We start from the raw sequence: 18,515 nt of genomic DNA on the forward strand, positions 1-18,515 counted from the left end.
CCGGTGCTCGGTGGCGTTGTGTGGCAACGGAACCGGATTCGGTCACCGATCCCTCGGGCCTGGCTTGTGTGCCGGGTCGGTGGTATTCCGCGCAGGTGCCGGGCACCGCGGCAGGCGCGATCCGGGCGATCGACGGCGCTGCGGCGGCGCGCGCGGCGAAGACCGATGCGGTGGACTGGTGGTTCGTCACCGACGTGTCCGGCGACGGCCCGGGTCCGTGGCGTCTCGAGTTCGACGGCCTCGCCTCGCACGCGGAGGTGTGGGCCGGTGACGACCTCGTCCTGTCGTCGGAGTCGATGTTCCTGCCGGCCTCGGTCGAACTCGCTTCCCGCCCCGGCACGGTCACGCTGGCGATCCGTTTTCCGTCGCTCGATGCCGCGCTGCGCCGCCGACGGCCACGGGGACGCTGGCGGTCGGCGCTGGTGAGCGCGCAGGGACTGCGCTGGATTCGCACGAGTCTGCTCGGTCGTGCCCCGGTCTTCGGGGGTGTGCCTGCCCCGGTGGGTCCGTGGCGTGCGGCACGTCTACACGACGGCGCTGCCCCAGTCCTGTCGGACCGTCACGTGGTCACCACCGTGGAGGACGGCGCGGGCGTACTGGACCTCGCCGTGCGCGTGCACCGCTCGGCCGGGCCGGCGCCTGTCGTGCGGCTCGGCGACCTCACCGTGGACGCGACAATCGTGGACTCCGGGTCCGGCGCGCAGGAGGTCCGCGCTCACCTCCGCGTCCCCGACGTCCGGTTGTGGTGGCCGCACACCCACGGCATCCCCGCGACGTATCCGCTGAGCGTCGTCCTGGGGGAGCACGTCGTCGACCTCGGTGCGGTCGGATTCCGCACCGTGTGCGCGGCGCGCGGTGACGGCGGATTCCGGCTGTCGGTCAACGGCGTCGACGTGTACTGCCGCGGCGCCGTCTGGACGCCGGTGGATCCGGTCGGGCTGGGCGGCCGGGATCAGACGCGGGCCACTCTCGAGAGGGTGGTCGAGGCCGGCCTGAACATGGTCCGCGTGCCGGGCACGGCGGTGTACGAGGACGCCGCATTCTGGGACGACTGTGCCGAACTCGGTGTCATGGTGTGGCAGGACGCCATGCTGTCGACGTTCGACCCGCCCGACGACCAGCCGTTCCTGGACCTGCTGACCGCGGAGGTCGAGGCGGTGCTGCGGCCGCTGTCCGGTAACCCCGCGCTCACCGTGTTCAGCGGAGGCAGCGAGACCGAACAGCAACCGGCAATGCTCGGACTCGCGGCGCCGCACATGACGGCGGTGCACGACGTGATCCCGGCGGTGGTCGGTACGACGGCACCGGGGGTGGTGCCGGTGTCGTCGTCACCGACCTCGCCCCCGGGCGGCGATGCGCTCGCGACCCACGTGGGGACGGGTATCGCGCACTACTTCGGTGTCGGGGGCTACCGGCTTCCGCCGTCCGACGTCCGCCAGGCCCGGGTGCGGTTCGCCGCCGAATGCCTCGCATTCTCGATCCCCCCGGCGGACGCGACGATCGAGGCCGAGTTCGGCAGCCTCGCGGCGGCCGGCCACCATCCCCGGTGGAAGGCGGCCGTGCCGCGGGACAACGGGGCGTCCTGGGACTTCGAGGACGTCCGCGATCACTACGTGCGGACGCTGTTCGGCGAGGAACCGTCGACGGTCCGCTGGAGCGACCCCGAGCGGTACCTCGCCCTCGGTCGGGCCGCCGTCTGCGAGGTGTTCGCGGCGACTCTCGCTTACTGGCGTCGGCCCGATTCGGGATGCGACGGCGTCCTGGTGCTCGCGCTCCGCGACCTCGAACCCGGCGCCGGGTGGGGGCTGCTCGACTCCGACGGCAGGCCGAAGGCGCCGTGGTTCGTGATGCGGCGGATGTCGCTGCCGGTCGCCGTCCTCCTCGCCGAGGACGGACTGGACGGACTGCGGATCGACGCGGTCAACGACTCCGCCCACACGGTCGTGGGGGAGTTGCGGGTGCAAGTGCACACCCGCACGGGTGCCCGGGCGTTCGACGTCACCGAACCGGTGACCCTCGCCGAGCACGCGGCCCGCCGGTGGTCGCTCGACACGGTGCTCGGGCGTTTCACCGACGCGACACACGTCCACCGCTTCGGCCCCCGCGGGTACGAGAGCGTGACCGTCACCCTGTCGAGCGAGGACGGTGTCGTCGCCGAGGCCGTGCACCTCGTCGGCGGACCTGCACGGGCCCTCGAACGCACCGTCGGCCTGACGGCGGTGGCGCGGCAGGCGGCGCCCGGGGACTGGGTCGTCGACGTCGGAACCGACGGCGCCGCCCAGTACGTCCACCTCGAACTCCGCGGCTTCGAACCGGTGGACTCCTGGTTCCACCTGCCGCCCGGCGGAGCGCGAATCGTGCCGGTGCGCAGGACCGGGACAGCGGACGCGGTGACCGGGCACGTGCGGGCGCTGAACTCGGTGGCCGTTACACCGGTCGTGCAGGTCTGCACCTGATACGGACCCCGGTCCGTCCGTGTGCGATATCGACTAGGCTGGCTCAGTCCGCAACTGGCCGCTCGTCCCGGCCCGAGCTGTTCGCCGGCAGTTCGTCATCACTGCTCAGGAGTGCGTCGTTGTCTTCCCCGCTCATCGCTGCCGAGCCCTCGTCCGACACCCCGCTCGCCGGTCTGGCGAAGATTGCGCTGGGCGACGCAGTCATCGCACAGGTGACCGAGGCGCTCGGGCGGCATCACCTCGACATCGTCGCGCCCGCACCCGCCCGGCCGTTCGTGGCCGCGGCTCTCGCCGAGCGCACCCATCTGCTGCTGGTCACCGCGACCGGTCGCGAGGCCGACGACCTCACCGCCGAACTGCAGGAGATGATCGGCGACGCCGTGGCGCAGTTCCCGTCGTGGGAGACGCTGCCGCACGAACGGCTGTCGCCGAGCGCCGACACGGTCGGTCGCCGCGTGGAGGTGCTCCGCAGACTCGCGCGCCCGGACGACCGCTCGTACGGGGCCCCGCTCCAGGTCATCGTCACCACCGTCCGTTCGCTGGTGCAACCCATGGCCCCCGGTCTCGGTGAGATCGAACCCGTCACGCTGCGCGTGGGTGTCGAGCACGACTTCGACGGGCTGATCCAGCGGCTCGTCGAAATGGCGTACACGCGCGTCGACATGGTGGGAAAGCGCGGTGAGTTCGCCGTCCGCGGCGGCATCCTGGACCTGTTCTCACCCACCGCGGATCATCCCGTGCGCGTCGAATTCTGGGGCGACGAGGTCACCGAGTTGCGCGCGTTCTCCGTCGCGGATCAGAGGTCGCTGCCCGAACTCGACATCGACGCCGTGATCGCTCCGCCGTGCCGCGAACTGCTCCTCACCGAGGACGTCCGCGACCGCGCCGCGCAGCTCGCGGTCGACAACCAGGCCGACGCCGCGCTCGTCGAGATGCTCGACAAGATGTCGGCGGGCATCCCGGTGGAAGGCATGGAGGCACTGCTGCCCGTGCTGCGGCCGGGGCAACTGCAGTTGCTCACCGACGTGCTGCCCGAGAGCGCACACGTGCTGCTGTGCGATCCGGAGAAGATCCGGACGCGCGCCACCGACCTGGTGCGCACCGGTCAGGAGTTCCTCGAGGCGTCGTGGACGGCGGCCTCGATCGGCGGCGCCGCCCCGCTCGACACCTCGGTGCTGAAGGGTGACGGCATCGATCTCGGAGCCTCCGCCTACCGCTCGCTCAGCCAGGTCCGTGAATCCGCGGAGGCCACGGGCCTGCCGTGGTGGACGCTGAGCCCGCTCGCGTCGGGCAACGGCGAGGAACTGGAGCTGGCGGTCACGCCGGCACCGCAGGTCCGTGGGTCCGACGACCTGCTGTCGGAACTGTTCGTGAGCCTGCGCGCCCACGTCACCACCGGCGGGCGCGCCGTCATCGTGGTCGCGGGCGCCGGCACCGCGCATCGCGTGCTCGAGCGTCTGCGCGAGGCCGAGGTGCCCGCGGCGGAACTCGCGCCCGGCACCGAGCCCCCGCGGGGCCAGGTCGGGGTGCTGCGCGGTTCGCTCCACGACGGCCTGGTCTTCCCCGGCGACGACTCCACCGCCGGACTCGTCATCGTCACGGAGGCCGATCTCACCGGCAACCGGGTGGCCGCGGTCGGCGACGGCAAGAGGCTGCCGGCGAAGCGCCGCAACCAGGTGGACCCGCTGGCCTTGACCGCCGGGGACATGGTGGTGCACGACCAGCACGGCATCGGACGATTCGTCGAGATGGTCGAACGCACCATCGGCGGCGCCCGCCGCGAGTACCTGGTGATCGAGTACGCCGCCAGCAAGCGCGGACACCCGGGCGACCGTCTGTTCGTTCCGATGGAGTCGCTCGACCAGCTGTCGCGGTACGTCGGCGGCGAGCTGCCCGCGCTGAGCAAGCTCGGCGGATCCGACTGGGCCAACACCAAACGCAAGGCGCGCAAGGCGGTTCGTGAGATCGCCGGTGAGCTCGTCCAGCTGTACGCGGCGCGGCAGGCCGCACCCGGACATGCGTTCGGCCCCGACACCCCGTGGCAGAAGGAGATGGAGGACGCCTTCGCGTTCACCGAGACCCACGACCAGCTGACGGTCATAAGCGAGGTCAAGGCCGACATGGAGAAGGCGGTCCCGATGGACCGCGTCGTCATCGGCGACGTCGGCTACGGCAAGACCGAGATCGCGGTGCGGGCGGCGTTCAAGGCCGTGCAGGACGGCAAGCAGGTGGCCGTCCTGGTGCCGACGACGCTGCTCGCTCAGCAGCACCTGCAGACGTTCACCGAGCGCATGGCCGCGTTCCCGGTGACGGTGCGCGGGCTCTCCCGCTTCACGGATGCGGGAGACTCCAAGGAGACCATCGCCGGCATGGCCGACGGCGAGATCGACGTCGTGGTCGGCACGCACCGGCTGCTGCAGACCGGGATCCGGTGGAAGGACCTGGGCCTCGTCATCGTCGACGAGGAACAGCGCTTCGGTGTGGAACACAAGGAGCACATCAAGGCCCTGCGCACCCACGTGGACGTTCTCACGATGTCGGCCACGCCGATCCCGCGAACACTGGAGATGAGCATGGCGGGCATCCGCGAGATGTCCACGATCCTCACGCCGCCGGAGGAACGGCACCCCATCCTCACCTACGTCGGCGCGTACGCCGACAAGCAGGTGGCGGCGGCCATCCGACGGGAACTGCTCCGCGACGGGCAGGTGTTCTACGTCCACAACCGGGTCAGCTCGATCGACAAGTCGGCCCAGCGGATCCGCGAACTCGTCCCCGAGGCGCGGGTCGTGGTGGCACACGGGCAGATGAACGAGGACACCCTGGAACGGACCGTGCAGGGCTTCTGGGAACGCGACTACGACGTGCTGGTGTGCACCACCATCATCGAGACGGGTCTCGACATCTCCAACGCCAACACGCTCATCGTCGAACGCGCCGATTCCCTCGGCCTGTCGCAGCTGCACCAGTTGCGCGGCCGCGTCGGGCGGAGCCGGGAACGCGGCTACGCGTACTTCCTGTACCCGCCGGAGAAGCCGCTCACCGAGACGGCCTACGACCGCCTCGCGACCATCTCACAGAACTCCGACCTCGGTGCCGGCATGGCGGTCGCGATGAAGGACCTCGAGATCCGCGGCGCCGGAAACGTGCTGGGTGCCGAGCAGTCCGGTCACGTCGCGGGTGTCGGGTTCGACCTGTACGTGCGGCTGGTGGGGGAAGCGGTCGAGGCGTTCCGGGCGGCCGCAGACGGCAAGCCGATCACGACGGAGGACGCTCCGAAGGAGGTCCGTATCGACCTGCCCGTCGACGCGCACATCCCTCCCGATTACGTCACCAGCGACCGTCTCCGGCTCGAGGGGTACCGCAAGCTCGCGGCGGCCACCGAACTCGACGGCATCACGGCCGTGGTCGACGAACTCGTCGACCGGTACGGACCGCTGCCCGAGGAGGTCCGCCGACTGGTTTCGGTGGCCAAGCTGCGCCTGCTGGCCCGCGAGTACGGACTCGAGGAGATCGCCGTGGTCGGGACGCAGCTGAAGATCGCGCCGATGGCCCTGCCCGACTCGAAGCAGTTGCGTCTCAAGCGGATCTACCCGAGCGCCCAGTACCGTGCCACCACCGGAATGGTGCAGCTGCCGCTGCCCCGGGCGGGGTCGGGCGGAATCGGCGCGGAGCGGGTGCGTGACGTGGAGTTGCTGCAGTACATCGCCGACTTCGTGGTCGCGCTGGACGGCAAGGCTGCCGGGTCCGTGGTGATGGAGGCCTGACCCGATGACGGTGGTCCTGCTCGACCCGTTGCGGCCCACGACGATCCCGATGCAGGCCGTCGGGGTGGTCGGTGACGCAGTGGAGTTCACCGATGAGGTACCCGAAGCCGTGCGGACGTTGCTGACCGAAGCACCCGGGGCCGCCGTCCTGGTCAGTACCGATCCCGACCATCCGACCGTGCGCGAGTGGGTCGCGTCGGGGTCCCGGGTCATCGCGGCACCGAAGGTCCCGGGCGACAACCTCGTCGAGGCAGCCGAGGTGATGGACCGATTGTGGAGTTACGGCGGCTGGGAAGTGACGCAGACGCACCGCACCCTGTCGCACTACCTCGTCGAGGAGACGTACGAGGTGCTCGACGCGATCGAGTCGTCCGAACCCGGCGATCTCCGGGAAGAACTCGGAGACCTGCTGCTGCAGGTCCTGTTCCATTCGCGCATCGCGTCGGCGTCGGGCAATTTCGACGTGGACGACGTGGCCGCGACCCTGGTGGCCAAGCTCGTGCACCGCAGCCCCCACCTCGGGGAAGACGTCGTCGGGCCGATCGACATCGCGGAGCAGGAACGGGCATGGGAGATCCGGAAGGCGGCGGAGAAGGCGCGGAGTTCCTGCCTCGACGGCGTCGCGATGAGCCAGCCCGCGGCGTCCCTCGCGGCGAAGGTGATCGCCCGCGCGCGCAAGGCCGGCCTGCCGCCCGAACTCGTGCCCGACGAGCTCGAGTCCGGTCTGGTAGCTGAGGCAGAGGCCGAGACGAGACTCCGGGCGGCGACGCACGCGTTCATCACCCGGATCCGGGTAGCCGAGAATGTGGCGCGTGCACAGGGGAAGTCCTTGCTCGGAGCAGCGGACTGGACGGGTCACTGGCCGTCGTGAGGGCGGCCGTTCCACGCGATCGTTTCGGTTTGCCGAAATATAACTGAGTTTTAAATCACTTCGCGTTAACGGGTGCGCACGAAACAAACTTGAGATAGGTTTACCCCTGCAAAGAAGACCGATGGTCGAAAAAATTGAAGTTTTCTGAACTGCGGGGGTTCGAACGGTCTCTGCTTCCTTTGCACGCTGCACGTGGTGAGGACATCACTCCAGACACGGGGTGGTCAGTGCTCGCATGGGACGACTGTGATGCTGCCGGGCCATTCGCCCGACGAGGAAAGACGGACAAATGAGCCTCTACACGCCTGATCGCCTGGAACCCTCCGACGGTACCGACGTCGTGGGCGTCGACCAACGCGAAGGCGAAGACAACGGTCGCAACGACGGGGACGGGTCACAGCGGCCGACGGTCACGGTCGTCGTGCCTGCCATGAACGAAGCCAAGAATCTCCCGCACGTTGCCGCGCGGATGCCGGCCGACATCGACGAGATCGTCTTCGTCGACGGACATTCCGTCGACGACACGGTCGAGGTGGCCAAGAGCCTGTGGCCTGACGCCACGGTCGTGACGCAGAGCCGAAAGGGCAAGGGCAATGCCTTGGCCTGCGGTTTCCTCGCCTCCACATCGGACATCATCGTGATGATCGACGCCGACGGATCCACCGACCCGGCCGAGATCCCGCTGTTCGTCGAGGCTCTCGTGGCAGGCGCGGACTTCGCGAAGGGAACCCGCTTCGCCGCCGGCGGCGGAAGCTCCGACATCACGTTCAGCAGAAAGCTCGGCAACAAGGCGTTGAACGCCATCGTCAACCTCAAGTTCGGGGCCTCGTTCAGCGATTTGTGCTACGGCTACAACGCATTCTGGCGCCACCACGTCCCGGTGATGGCATTGCCGTCCGTCGATGCGACCGAGGCGCAGTGGGGCGACGGCTTCGAGATCGAGACACTCATCAACGTGCGGGTCGCCAACGCGGGCCTGAAAATCACCGAGGTGCCGAGTTTCGAACAGGACCGCATCCACGGCGAGAGCAATCTCAACGCGGTACGTGACGGGCTCCGGGTGCTGCGCACCATCAGGAGCGAACAACGCACCTCCGCGCCTGACGTGTTCCCGGCCCCCGTCTCGCGAGGCTGAGCAACCATGACGGTGTCCACACTCGTGTCCTGCTCCGTCGTGATCTGCGCCTACACCACCGAACGGTGGACCGACCTGTGTGCCGCAGTCGACTCGGTGCTCACGCAGAATGTGCCCGTGCTCGAGGTCCTGGTGGTGATCGACCACTCCGAGGAACTGTTCTCGCGTGCCGAATGGCACTTCGCCGGGCAGACCCGGGTGACCGTGCTGCGTAACTCCGGGTCGAAGGGGCTCTCCGGAGCCCGCAACACGGGCGTGCGCGCGGCGCGCGGCGACATGATCGCGTTCCTCGACGACGATGCGCGCGCCGAACCCGACTGGTACCGGGTGTCCGCCGCCCACTACTCCGACCCCGACGTGCTCGGTGTGGGGGGATTCGCGAGTCCCGTCTGGCCCGCGGACCGCCCCGTGTGGATGCCCGCCGAGTTCGACTGGGTGGTCGGCTGCAGCTACGTCGGCCAGCCGACACGTATCGAGCCGGTGCGGAACTTCATCGGCTGCAACATGTCTCTGCGGCGCACGGTGTTCGACGCCGTCGACGGGTTCAGCGACGGGATCGGCCGGGTCGGGACGACGCCGGTCGGGTGCGAGGAGACCGAACTCTGCATCCGGATCCGCGCCCACCAGCCCACTGCGCAGCTGCTGTTCGACCCCGCGATGAAGGTGGCGCACCGCGTCAGCGACGACCGCACAACGTTCCGCTACTTCCTCTCGCGCTGCTTCCACGAGGGCATGTCGAAAGCGCTGGTCTCCGATCTCGTCGGGGCCGGCGACGCGCTCAGCAGCGAACGGGCGTACACCGCACGCGTTCTCCCGCGAGCTGTCGTCACGGGGATCGCATCCCCGCGGCACGGCGGGCTGGCCCGGGCCGGTGCCGTGATCGCGGGGCTCACGGCGACCACGGCCGGCTACGTCCGCGGTCTCGTCGGTCTGCGATCGAAGCGGGTGACGGCATGACCGGAACACTCGATCGCCGGATCGACCTGGTGCCTGCTCTCGTGAGCGATCACGCGCCGACGTGGGACGGGGCCGTCTGGGTCGGCGAACTACGCGGTCCCGTGCGAGACGACACCGAATACCGGCTGGAGCGTGCCGAGGGGTATCAGCGTGCCCGGCTGCTCGTGCGGGAAGACCGCACCCTGCTGGGATTCGTCGAAGTGGACATCGAGGACGGCCGACTCGCGGCCGGCGCACTGCGGCGCGCACTGGACGGGCTCCTGCCGGGAGCGGTGGCCGAAAGCGCCGCCGCCACCGCCGCATCCGGCCCGTCCGTCACCGTGGTGGTGTGTACCCGGGACCGGGTAGACAGCCTCAAGGTCGCCCTGGAATCGATCCTGTCGCTCGACCATCCCGACTACGACGTGATCGTGGTCGACAACGCATCCCGCACGGATGCCACGCAGCGGTACGTCACAGAACTCGGCGACCCCCGTGTGCGCGTCGTGACCGAGCCCCGCCCGGGCCTGTCCCGGGCGCGCAATGCGGGCGTCCGCGCGGCGAACACGGAGATCGTCGCCTTCACCGACGACGACGTCGTCGTCGACCCGCACTGGCTCACCGAACTCGTCGCCGGATTCGGCGCCGGTAGTGCGGTGGCGTGCGTGTGCGGGATCGTCCCGAGCGGGGAGATCCGCACACCCGCGCAGGCGTACTTCGATCAGCGGGTGGGGTGGGCGAGTTCCTGCGTCCCACGGTTGTTCGACCTCGCGCACCCGCCCGCCGACGTGCCGCTCTTCCCATTCCAGGTCGGCGTCTACGGCACCGGTGCGAATTTCGCGGTCGATCGGCAGGCCGTGTTCGCGCTGGGTGGTTTCGACGAAGCGCTCGGGGCGGGAGCCCCCACCGACGGTGGCGAAGACCTCGACATGTTCTTCCGCGTACTGCACGCCGGGCGGCAGCTGGCGTACCGGCCCGGGGCTGTCGTGTGGCATCGGCACCGGGCGGACAACGAGGCGCTCGCCGTCCAGGCGCGCGGCTACGGACTCGGACTCGGTGCCTGGCTTGCCAAGATCGCCGTCGACCCCCGCACCGCCTGGCTCGCAGCGCGCATCGCGGTGCGGCAGGCGCCGACGTTTCTTCATCTGTCGCGGAAGATGTCCCGTGTCGCCACCCCTCCGGACGGTCTCGCCGACGACCTTCCCGTGGGGATCGGAGCCACCGAGCTGCGGTCCATCGCGCGTGGTCCGTTCGCCTATCTGAGGGCCCGAGTGGAGGGCCGGGATCCGGCACCGCTCAGGGGGATGACCGATGACGGCCCATCCTGATCTCGCCGGCCGCACCGACGGCACCCGGTTCGCCACCTGGTTCGGACCGGAGGACGCGCCGCTGTTCGGCGTCGTCGACCTTCCCGCGGACGGCCGCTGCCGCGGTGCCGTCGTCCTCTGCCCGCCGATCGGCAAGGAACAGGTCGACGCATATCGCGGAATGGTGTATCTCGCCCAGCAATTGCGGGCTCGCGGTCTACTGGTGTTGCGGTTCGACTACCGCGGCACCGGTGACTCGCCGGGCGCCCAGGACGATTCCGACGCGGTCACCGGATGGCTCGACAGCATCCGGAGGGCCGTCGATTTCGTGCGCAGCTGCGGCATCACGGACGTCGGGCTGGTCGGCCTCCGGGTCGGCGCCCTGCTCGCCGCACAGGTCGCCGCGACGTGCGGTCCGGTGCGGGCCGTGACCTTGTGGGACCCGGTGGTGCGCGGCCGCGCCTACCTGCGCAAGCAGACCGCGCTCCACCGGATGGTGGTCGGTCCCGAGGACGCGGACGATCCGCGGATCACCCTCATCGGTGCGGTGCTCGCACCGGCCGCGGCTACAGCACTGTCGGCGATGAGTGTGCGAGCGGCCACCCCGCCGCAGGGCGCGAAGGTCCTGATGGCGTTGCGGGAGAGCGAGGTCGATTCCGTCGGGATGCGTGAGTCCGTCGCGGCCTGGAACGCCGAGAACTTCTCAGTTCACGACTACGAATCGTTTCTCGAGCCGCCGGACTTCGTGGTCCGGATTCCGTTCGGCGACATCGACCGGATCGCCGACTGGATGTCCGCGTCCTTCGGCGACCAGCACACCGGTGCGGCACTCGATCTCCGCACCACCGCCGTCGTGGATCGGACCGTCGACGGCAGACACGTCGTCGAGACTCTGGGCTTCGCGGGAGCATCCGAACTCTTCACGATCCGAACGTCCATCGCGGCGGGGCGGGATGCGGCGCACAACCCTGCGGCACCGACCGTGATCTTCCACGGCACCGCCGGCGAGCACCGCGTCGGACCGGTCCGGCTGTGGGCCGAGACGGCGCGCGAACTCGCCGCCCACGGGATCGTCAGCGTCCGCTTCGATCGTCGCGGCACCGGCGACACCGGCACGGTGCAGCACGGCGAATGCACCACCGTCTACACGGACGAATCCCGGGACGACGCCGTCGACATCATCTCCGTCAGCGGTGCGCAGCCCGAATCGGCTGTGCTCGTGGGCATGTGTTCGGGGGCGTGGAACTCGAGCTACGCCGCCCTCCGGCGTCCCGTCCGGGCGGTGGTCCTGGTCAACATGGCGGACTGGACCATCACCCGTCAGGCGTTCGTGAAGCAGTCGACGATGGGCGCCGACCGGAAATCTCTGAAGGGTGCAGCGCTCGCGCTGCTCCACCGGCACGCGGCGACAGCGAAAAAGTACCTGCGGGTGTGGATGCCGTACCGCGGCTGGTTGTGGCTGGGCCGGGCCGGGTTGCTGCAGGTGCCGGAGGTCATGCTCGCTCCGCTGAACGAGCGTGGCGTGCACACCACCGTTCTGCTTTCACCGATCGACTACGCCGCGTTCGTCGAGAACCAGGGCGAGCGCAGCCTTCGCCGGCTCCGGCGCGCCGGCTGGAACGGCCGCCTGGTGACGTACCCGTCCGGCGATCACTCGCTGTACAGCACCGCCCTGCGGGACAGGGTCCTGCGGGACGTCCTCGCCACCGCGCTCGGTGAACTGACCGTGGGTCCTGTCGACGACGCCCGTGACGATTCCCGGCCGGAGTTGGTCGGGTAGCCATGGGATCCCCGACAGCGACGCAGTCGCAACTACGCGCGAAGCACCGTGCCGAGCAGCCACCGCGCTCCGCGGGGCGGAATCTGCAGCTCAACTCGATGGCCCTGATGCTGTCGAGTGTCGTCACCGGTGTACTGGGCCTCGCCTTCTGGGGCGCGGCCGCGCGCTTGTTCCCCGCCGATCAGGTGGGCGTGGCGTCCGCTCTCATCTCGACGGCGATCATGCTGTCGACGCTGTCGAATCTCAGCCTCGGCTCGATGTTCGAGCGCTTCCTGCCCGTGGCGGGACACCGCGCGGGACCGTTGCTGGTCAAGGGTTTCGCTGCCGTGGCCACGCTGGCCTTCGTGTCGGCCGTCGGGCTCATCGTCCTCGGTCCGCGGGACACGCTGTTCGAGAACAACCTGGAAATCGCGATCTATCCGGTGTTCGTCGTCGTCCTCGCGCTCTTCGCTCTTCAGGACCAGACCGTCTCCGGGCTGGGCGTGGCCCGCTGGGCGGCGTCGAAGAACGTCTTCCACGCACTGGCCAAACTGCTCGCGGTCGTGGTGCTCGCGGCGTCGGGGTCGGCGCTCGCCATCGTCGCCTCCTGGGGGGTCACCGCGGCGCTCGCCGTGGTGGTCGTGTTGACGTCGATGGGCCTGCGCATCCGGTCCGACCCGCGATACCGGCAGGTACCCGCGCTGCCCTCCAACAAGGAACTCGGAGTGTACTTCGGTTCCTCGTACGGCATTTCGGCGCTGGGGGCCATCGCCCCGCTCGTCGTCCCGCTGATCGTCGTCACCCGGGTCGGCACCGCGGCGAACGCGTACTTCGCGGTGACCTGGTCGATCGTCAGCGCCCTCTACATCATGGTGAACCTCATGGTGGGCCCGTTCGTCGCCGAGGCCGCCGCGCATCCGGACAAGATCGTCAGCCTGTCGCGCCGGTTCGTCCGCACCATTGCCGTGGTCGCGGTGGTGGGCGGATTCGGGCTGGCCTTCGTCGCGCCGCCCGCACTCGGATTCATCGGTGACGAATACCGTGCGGAAGGAACGCCTCTGCTCCATCTCGCCGCGGTGTTCGTGCCTCTCACCGTCATCGGCGCCGTCTACGACGGTCTCGCGCGGGTGTACCGCCGGCTGACCCTCGCCGTCGTCACCCAGTGCCTGGCCACGGTGGTCATCATCGTCGGCAGCCTGGTCTTCAGCGCGTCGATCGGGGTCGCGGGTGTGGGCTGGGCGTATCTCGCGGCCGAGACGCTCACCGCCGTGATCCTCGCAGGACCGCTCATCTCGTGGCTCCGCCGACTCCAGAACCGCGCCAAGTGGGAGCGGTGGCTGGCCAAGAAGAGTATGAACCCGAAACCGATGTGGCAGGTGTCCGATGTCGACACATAGAGCGAGTACCCGCGACCTGATGCGCAGCGGGAGCCGGATGATCACCGCGATCGGTCCCGTCCGACTGCCGAGCATCGGCGAGATCCGGGACACGCTGACCCTGCTCGCGCACGCGGGTGGGCGGCACACCCCGATCGGTCTCGTCCCGGCCCCCGGGTCACGCCGGTGGGAGCACCGACCGCAGGACTTTCTCGGGCGGGTACGGGAACTCGAACCCTGTACCAGGGAGGAGGTGCCGCAGTTGCTGACCCGGCTGGCACGGTCGGGTGCGTCCGCGCACGCGCTGAACGTCGCGGTCGCGGGTGATTTCCTCCTGCTCGACATCTCGCACGGACTCGGCGACGGCAGGCTCGCGCTGTCTCTCGTCCATGCCGTCGCCGGCGGCCGCACCGGGACGCCGGTTCCGGAATGGGCGCGGACCCGGGACAGCGCACTGCCGCTCGCACGCGCCCTGACCCGGACCTTCGCGTCGACCCCCACACGTGTCGCGTCGCTTCTCGAGTCCCGGCCCGCTGCCACACATGGTTCCGGATCGGCCGGGGTCGTGGTGCCGTGGCACCGCGCGCCCACCGCGGTCATCGCGTCCACAGCGTCCGGGACCACCGCAGAACTGCGTCGCTGGCGGGACCGGGAAATGCCCAGGGCGTCGGTGTCGTCGTTGCTGTTCGCGGCCGTCGCGCGGGCAATGCGGAGTCATGGACTGGCTGTCGACGACACGGTCGACGTCCTCTTCGACTGCCGCCGGTACCTTCCAGAGGCTTCGACGGTGAACGGTAACTTCGCTGCTCTGGTGCGCTTCTCACTGTCGGACCCGGGTGATCCCGCCGAGATGAGTGCGGCGATCACGCAGGCCACGGCGTCTGGCCGACCGCTCGCCTCGCTCGCACTCAGCACCGCCACGTTCCGCAGGCGGGTGCGTGCCGGCCGTGCGCACGCGCAGGCCACCCACGTTCCTGCGGACCCCCGGACGCGGCTCGTGTACTCCGACATGGGAGAGGCCGCACTGCTGGCCGATCTCGACTGGACCGACGAGCCCGGCCGGCGTCTCGTCACCGCACTGAGCGAACCGGCCGACCCTGCATCGATCGTCTTCAACTCGGTGCGCCACGGTTCCGAACTGGACGTGTCGGCGTCGCTGCACGACAACGTCTTCGACCCCGAACTCGTCCGCACCGCACTCGCGGACGCATTGTGCGACCCACTGTCTCTACTGTCTCGAAGGATGTTCTGACCATGCCCTCACACGTCCTCGAGACATCGAAGCGGACTCCGCTGTACCTCACCGTTGCCGTCCTGCAGTTGTTCGTCGTCGAATTCCTCGTCGCCGGCACGTGGCGCGGTCACTACAGCTACTCCGCCAACTTCATCAGTGACCTCGGCGTCCCGTTCTGTGGCACGGACGGAAACGCGCCGTGCAGCAAGACATCACTGCTGATGGACGCGTCGTTCGTGGTGACCGGACTCGCCTACATGGTTGCCGCCGTCCTCTGGCACCGCATCGAACGGGTGCTGCCGCCGGCCCCTGTCGTCTTCCTGGTGGTGGCCGGGATCGGCGGAGTAGTGGTCGGTCTCGCGCCGTCGAACACGCACTGGGAACTGCATTCACTCGGCGCCACGCTGTTCCTCATCTTCGGCAGTCTCTTCACACTGACGACGGCACTCACCGTCTGGCCTCGGATATCCGGGCCGGCAACGTACCTCGCCTTCGCGCTGGGGGTCCTCGGACTGGTGGGGTACTTCTGCTTCACCTACTCCTGGGACCTCGGTCTCGGCGTGGGTGGTATCGAACGGGTCGCGGCCTACTCGGCGATCCTGGGGTTCGTCGTGTGCGTCCACCTCGTGACGCAACTGCAGTCGGTTCGACATTCGGCCGTCGTCCGGGTCGGAGACAGTGCCGGTGCATAGGCAGCTGAACCGTCCACGCAGAACCCGCGCCGTGTCTGCGGCGACGGTGTTCCTCGCGCTCGTCTGCATCGGCGTCACCGGGTGGTACGCGTCGAGCGATGTCGCGCAGGCGTCGAGGAAGGCCGAGTCTGTGCTCATGTTCGACGATTTCGTCGGGCCCGCCGGAACCGCGCCCGACCCCCGCTACTGGGGACACGCAGTCGGGGGAGGAGGCTGGGGAAACGACGAGGCGCAGGTCTATACGGACGATCCCGTCAATTCCCGGCTCGACGGCGAGGGCAACCTCGTGATCGAAGCACGTCCCGACGGGTCGGGTTACACGTCCGCCCGGCTTGTCACCCTCGACCGCTTCGCATTCCAGTACGGACGGGCCGAGGCCCGCATCAAGCTGCCGAGCGGACAGGGCCTGCACCCGGCGTTCTGGTTGATGGGCACGGACGTCAACCGTGTGGGCTGGCCGCAGTCGGGGGAGATCGACGTGATCGAGACGATCAACGACGCGTCGTTCTACCACAGTGCGCTGCACGGCCCCTCCGCGGACGGCACGCCCTGGGAAGTGAAAGCCGAAGGCAGCGAGAACATGTCGGAAGATTTTCACGACTACTGGGTGAAGCGGTCGCCGGACCGGGTCACGTTCGGCATCGACGACGCGGTGACGGGCGAGTTCTCGCGTGCCGACCTGGCCCCGGGGCAGGAGTGGGTGTTCGACAAACCGTTCTCCCTGTTGCTGAACGTCGCCGTCGGGGGACGGTGGCCAGGCGACGTCGGAGCCGACACGACGTTTCCCGCCACGATGCTCGTCGACTGGGTGAGGGTCACCGATGAGTGATCTCCTCACCGCGGAGCGCCTCGACACCAGGGCTCCGGAGCTGACCCGGTACTACGACGTCGCCGCGCTGGCCTCGGCGGTCGCGGGACTGACGTCCCTGGCACCGCTTCCGTCGTCGGTGAGTTCGGTGCTACTGACGGTGTTCGTGTTGCTCGGACCGGGTCTCGCGATCGTGACGTGGATGCGGATACCGGTCGCCGCAGCCGTCGCGGCCGTCCCCGTTCTCGGACTGGCCGTGGCGACTGCGGCCACCACCGTCCTGGCCTGGTTCTACCGATGGCCCGCGACGGGTCTGCTGCTGGTGATGGTCCTTGCCGTCGTGGCGTCCGCGCTGCGGCATCGGTGGCACGACACCGGCGCCGAGCCGGTTCGCGCGGTGACCGTGCAGCAGGTGTCGCTGCGTCTGTCGCAACGGTGGCACGCTGCCCGCCGCAACCGGCCCCTGATCCTCGTTGCCGTGGCGCTCGCCCTGTGGGTGGTGGTTCTCTTCTGGCTCGGCTCCACTGCGTACTCACAGTTCGGTCTGCTGTTCGTCGGCAGCGGGCCCGGCCTGGTGGTGTGCGCGCTGATGATGCTCGGTGCATTCGTCTGGGCTCTTCGCAAGAGGGCTGTCGGGACCGCCGCCGCGGCCGTGCTCGGCGTGATCGCGGTGGAACGGCTCACCCCGACCCTCATCACCGACGTGCCCATCTACGGGTGGACGTACAAGCACCTCGGCGTGGTCGACTACATCCAGCAGTTCCAGACACTGCCGCCCAAGGGCGTCGACATCTACGGCGAGTGGCCGGGCTTCTTCACCGCTTTCGCGTGGTTCGGCGACATCACATCCGCGGACATGATGTCGATCGCCCACTGGTTCGCGCCGGTGATCCACGTGCTGCTGGCGGTCGTGATCGCCGCGATCGCCCGGCTCCTCGGGTTCGGCATGCGGGTGGCACTGACGGCTGCGATGGTGGCGGAACTCGCCAACTGGGTGGGGCAGGACTACTTCTCGCCGCAGGCCATCGCCCTCGTCATGGCGCTGGGTGTGGTAGCACTGCTCGTGGTGTCGACGGAGCACCGCTCTGCGGCGTACCTGTCGATCCTCGTCTTCGCCGCTCTGGTGCCCACCCACCAGCTGACCCCGTACTGGCTGTTCGGCGTGACAGTCGCCCTGGCGGTGACGCGGAAGATCCGTCCGTGGTGGATCCCCGTTCCCTACTTCGCGATCCTCGTCGCCTATCTCGTTCCCCGGCTGGACATCGTCGCACCGTACGGGCTGCTGTCCGGCTTCAACCCGGTCGACAACGCCGCCAGCAACGTGACCGCCGTCGGCACGTTCGGGAAGATCTTCACCTCCGCCGTGTGCCGTTCCCTGTCAGCGGGCATCATCCTGCTCGCCGTGGTCTGTGCGATCGTCCTCTGGCGTCGCAAGCGTCCCGCCTGGGTCGCGACCGTCATGGCGTTCAGCTCGTTCGCGCTGCTGGCCGGTCAGAGCTACGGCGGTGAGGCGATCTTCCGGGTCTATCTCTACGCCGTGCCCGGGTGCGCGATCCTCATCGCGCCGATCCTCGTGGACGCTCTCACGACCAGGTTCCGGTCCGGATTGCTCCGTCGAGTCGTCCCGGTCGGACTCGCGAGCGGAGTGGCGTACGTGACGTTCGCGGGCCTGCAAGGCTATTTCGGGCTGTGGTCGCTGGTCATCGGGTATCAGTCCCAGGTGACGTTCGCAGAGGACATCCTCGCGAACGAGAAGCCGCCGGCGACGATCATGTCGCTCTATCCCGCCGGCCTTCCCACTCGGGTCAGCGCCGACTACATCACGTTCGCCGTCATCGACAAGGATTTCGATCAACCTCTGCTGGCCTTGCCCCCGGCCGTGCTGGAGGGCTTCCCGCACGGCGGCCAGATCGAGATGCTCACCGCGGATGCGGCGGAACGCGACGGCGACACGTATCTCGTGTTCAACACCCAGGGCACTGCCGCCATCCGCTACTACGGCTATCTTCCGGACGGATCCGTCGAGAACTTCGAGGACCAGATGCGGTCCAGCCCCGACTGGTCCGTGTACGCGCAGGACGACAACAGCACGATCTTCCGTTACACGGGGCCGCGCCGGTAACGACCACGTCGCGTATTCGGTCACGACCGGTCACGGCGGCGCCTAGCATCGG

Annotated in this window: 12 protein-coding genes; all 12 read left to right on the forward strand. The window is 69.0% G+C overall.

The window, feature by feature from the left end:
- Positions 1-20: 20 nt before the first annotated feature.
- Entirely contained in the window at positions 21-2,456 is a 2,436-nt protein-coding gene (locus FND50_RS11095) for a glycosyl hydrolase (RefSeq protein ID WP_260850966.1), read from the forward strand.
- Between the two features lie 119 nt (positions 2,457-2,575).
- Complete coding sequence (gene mfd / locus FND50_RS11100; RefSeq protein WP_144285792.1) at positions 2,576-6,223, forward strand: transcription-repair coupling factor; 3,648 nt, start codon at positions 2,576-2,578, stop codon at positions 6,221-6,223.
- A 4-nt stretch (positions 6,224-6,227) separates the two neighbouring features.
- Positions 6,228-7,094, forward strand: a complete 867-nt coding sequence (locus tag FND50_RS11105) for a MazG family protein (protein ID WP_144285793.1) — start codon at positions 6,228-6,230, stop codon at positions 7,092-7,094.
- 289 nt (positions 7,095-7,383) lie between these two features.
- On the forward strand, positions 7,384-8,229 hold the full coding sequence (locus FND50_RS11110; protein ID WP_144285794.1) for a glycosyltransferase family 2 protein: 846 nt from the start codon (positions 7,384-7,386) through the stop codon (positions 8,227-8,229).
- Between the two features lie 6 nt (positions 8,230-8,235).
- Positions 8,236-9,186, forward strand: a complete 951-nt coding sequence (locus FND50_RS11115; RefSeq protein WP_144285795.1) for a glycosyltransferase family 2 protein — start codon at positions 8,236-8,238, stop codon at positions 9,184-9,186.
- Positions 9,183-10,493, forward strand: a complete 1,311-nt coding sequence (locus FND50_RS11120; RefSeq protein WP_144285796.1) for a glycosyltransferase — start codon at positions 9,183-9,185, stop codon at positions 10,491-10,493. Before FND50_RS11115 ends, FND50_RS11120 begins: the two co-directional genes overlap by 4 nt.
- Positions 10,477-12,252, forward strand: a complete 1,776-nt coding sequence (locus FND50_RS11125; protein ID WP_144285797.1) for an alpha/beta fold hydrolase — start codon at positions 10,477-10,479, stop codon at positions 12,250-12,252. The genes FND50_RS11120 and FND50_RS11125 overlap by 17 nt, the downstream gene beginning before the upstream one ends.
- A 2-nt stretch (positions 12,253-12,254) precedes the next feature.
- Entirely contained in the window at positions 12,255-13,628 is a 1,374-nt protein-coding gene (locus FND50_RS11130; protein ID WP_144285798.1) for a lipopolysaccharide biosynthesis protein, read from the forward strand.
- Positions 13,615-14,859, forward strand: a complete 1,245-nt coding sequence (locus FND50_RS11135; RefSeq protein WP_186301268.1) for a hypothetical protein — start codon at positions 13,615-13,617, stop codon at positions 14,857-14,859. Before FND50_RS11130 ends, FND50_RS11135 begins: the two co-directional genes overlap by 14 nt.
- 2 nt (positions 14,860-14,861) lie before the next feature.
- Positions 14,862-15,533 carry a DUF998 domain-containing protein gene (locus FND50_RS11140; protein ID WP_144285799.1) on the forward strand — a complete coding sequence of 224 codons (672 nt, stop codon included), beginning with the start codon at positions 14,862-14,864 and terminating at the stop codon, positions 15,531-15,533.
- A gap of 31 nt (positions 15,534-15,564) precedes the next feature.
- Positions 15,565-16,362 carry a glycoside hydrolase family 16 protein gene (locus FND50_RS11145; protein WP_144285800.1) on the forward strand — a complete coding sequence of 266 codons (798 nt, stop codon included), beginning with the start codon at positions 15,565-15,567 and terminating at the stop codon, positions 16,360-16,362.
- On the forward strand, positions 16,355-18,463 hold the full coding sequence (locus tag FND50_RS11150; RefSeq protein WP_144285801.1) for a hypothetical protein: 2,109 nt from the start codon (positions 16,355-16,357) through the stop codon (positions 18,461-18,463). The genes FND50_RS11145 and FND50_RS11150 overlap by 8 nt, the downstream gene beginning before the upstream one ends.
- The last annotated feature ends 52 nt before the right edge of the window (positions 18,464-18,515 follow it).

This window comes from Rhodococcus sp. WB9, assembly GCF_007558985.1.
GTDB classification, from domain to species: Bacteria; Actinomycetota; Actinomycetes; order Mycobacteriales; family Mycobacteriaceae; genus Rhodococcus_F; species Rhodococcus_F opacus.

What these genes read in the sequence shown, in the direction of transcription:
- FND50_RS11105 (WP_144285793.1), top strand. Translation starts at nt 6,228, where the DNA reads ATGACGGTGGTCCTGCTCGACCCGTTGCGGCCCACGACGATCCCGATG.
- FND50_RS11110 (WP_144285794.1), top strand. Translation starts at nt 7,384, where the DNA reads ATGAGCCTCTACACGCCTGATCGCCTGGAACCCTCCGACGGTACCGAC.
- FND50_RS11115 (WP_144285795.1), top strand. Translation starts at nt 8,236, where the DNA reads ATGACGGTGTCCACACTCGTGTCCTGCTCCGTCGTGATCTGCGCCTAC.
- FND50_RS11120 (WP_144285796.1), top strand. Translation starts at nt 9,183, where the DNA reads ATGACCGGAACACTCGATCGCCGGATCGACCTGGTGCCTGCTCTCGTG.
- FND50_RS11125 (WP_144285797.1), top strand. Translation starts at nt 10,477, where the DNA reads ATGACGGCCCATCCTGATCTCGCCGGCCGCACCGACGGCACCCGGTTC.
- FND50_RS11130 (WP_144285798.1), top strand. Translation starts at nt 12,255, where the DNA reads ATGGGATCCCCGACAGCGACGCAGTCGCAACTACGCGCGAAGCACCGT.
- FND50_RS11135 (WP_186301268.1), top strand. Translation starts at nt 13,615, where the DNA reads ATGTCGACACATAGAGCGAGTACCCGCGACCTGATGCGCAGCGGGAGC.
- FND50_RS11140 (WP_144285799.1), top strand. Translation starts at nt 14,862, where the DNA reads ATGCCCTCACACGTCCTCGAGACATCGAAGCGGACTCCGCTGTACCTC.
- FND50_RS11150 (WP_144285801.1), top strand. Translation starts at nt 16,355, where the DNA reads ATGAGTGATCTCCTCACCGCGGAGCGCCTCGACACCAGGGCTCCGGAG.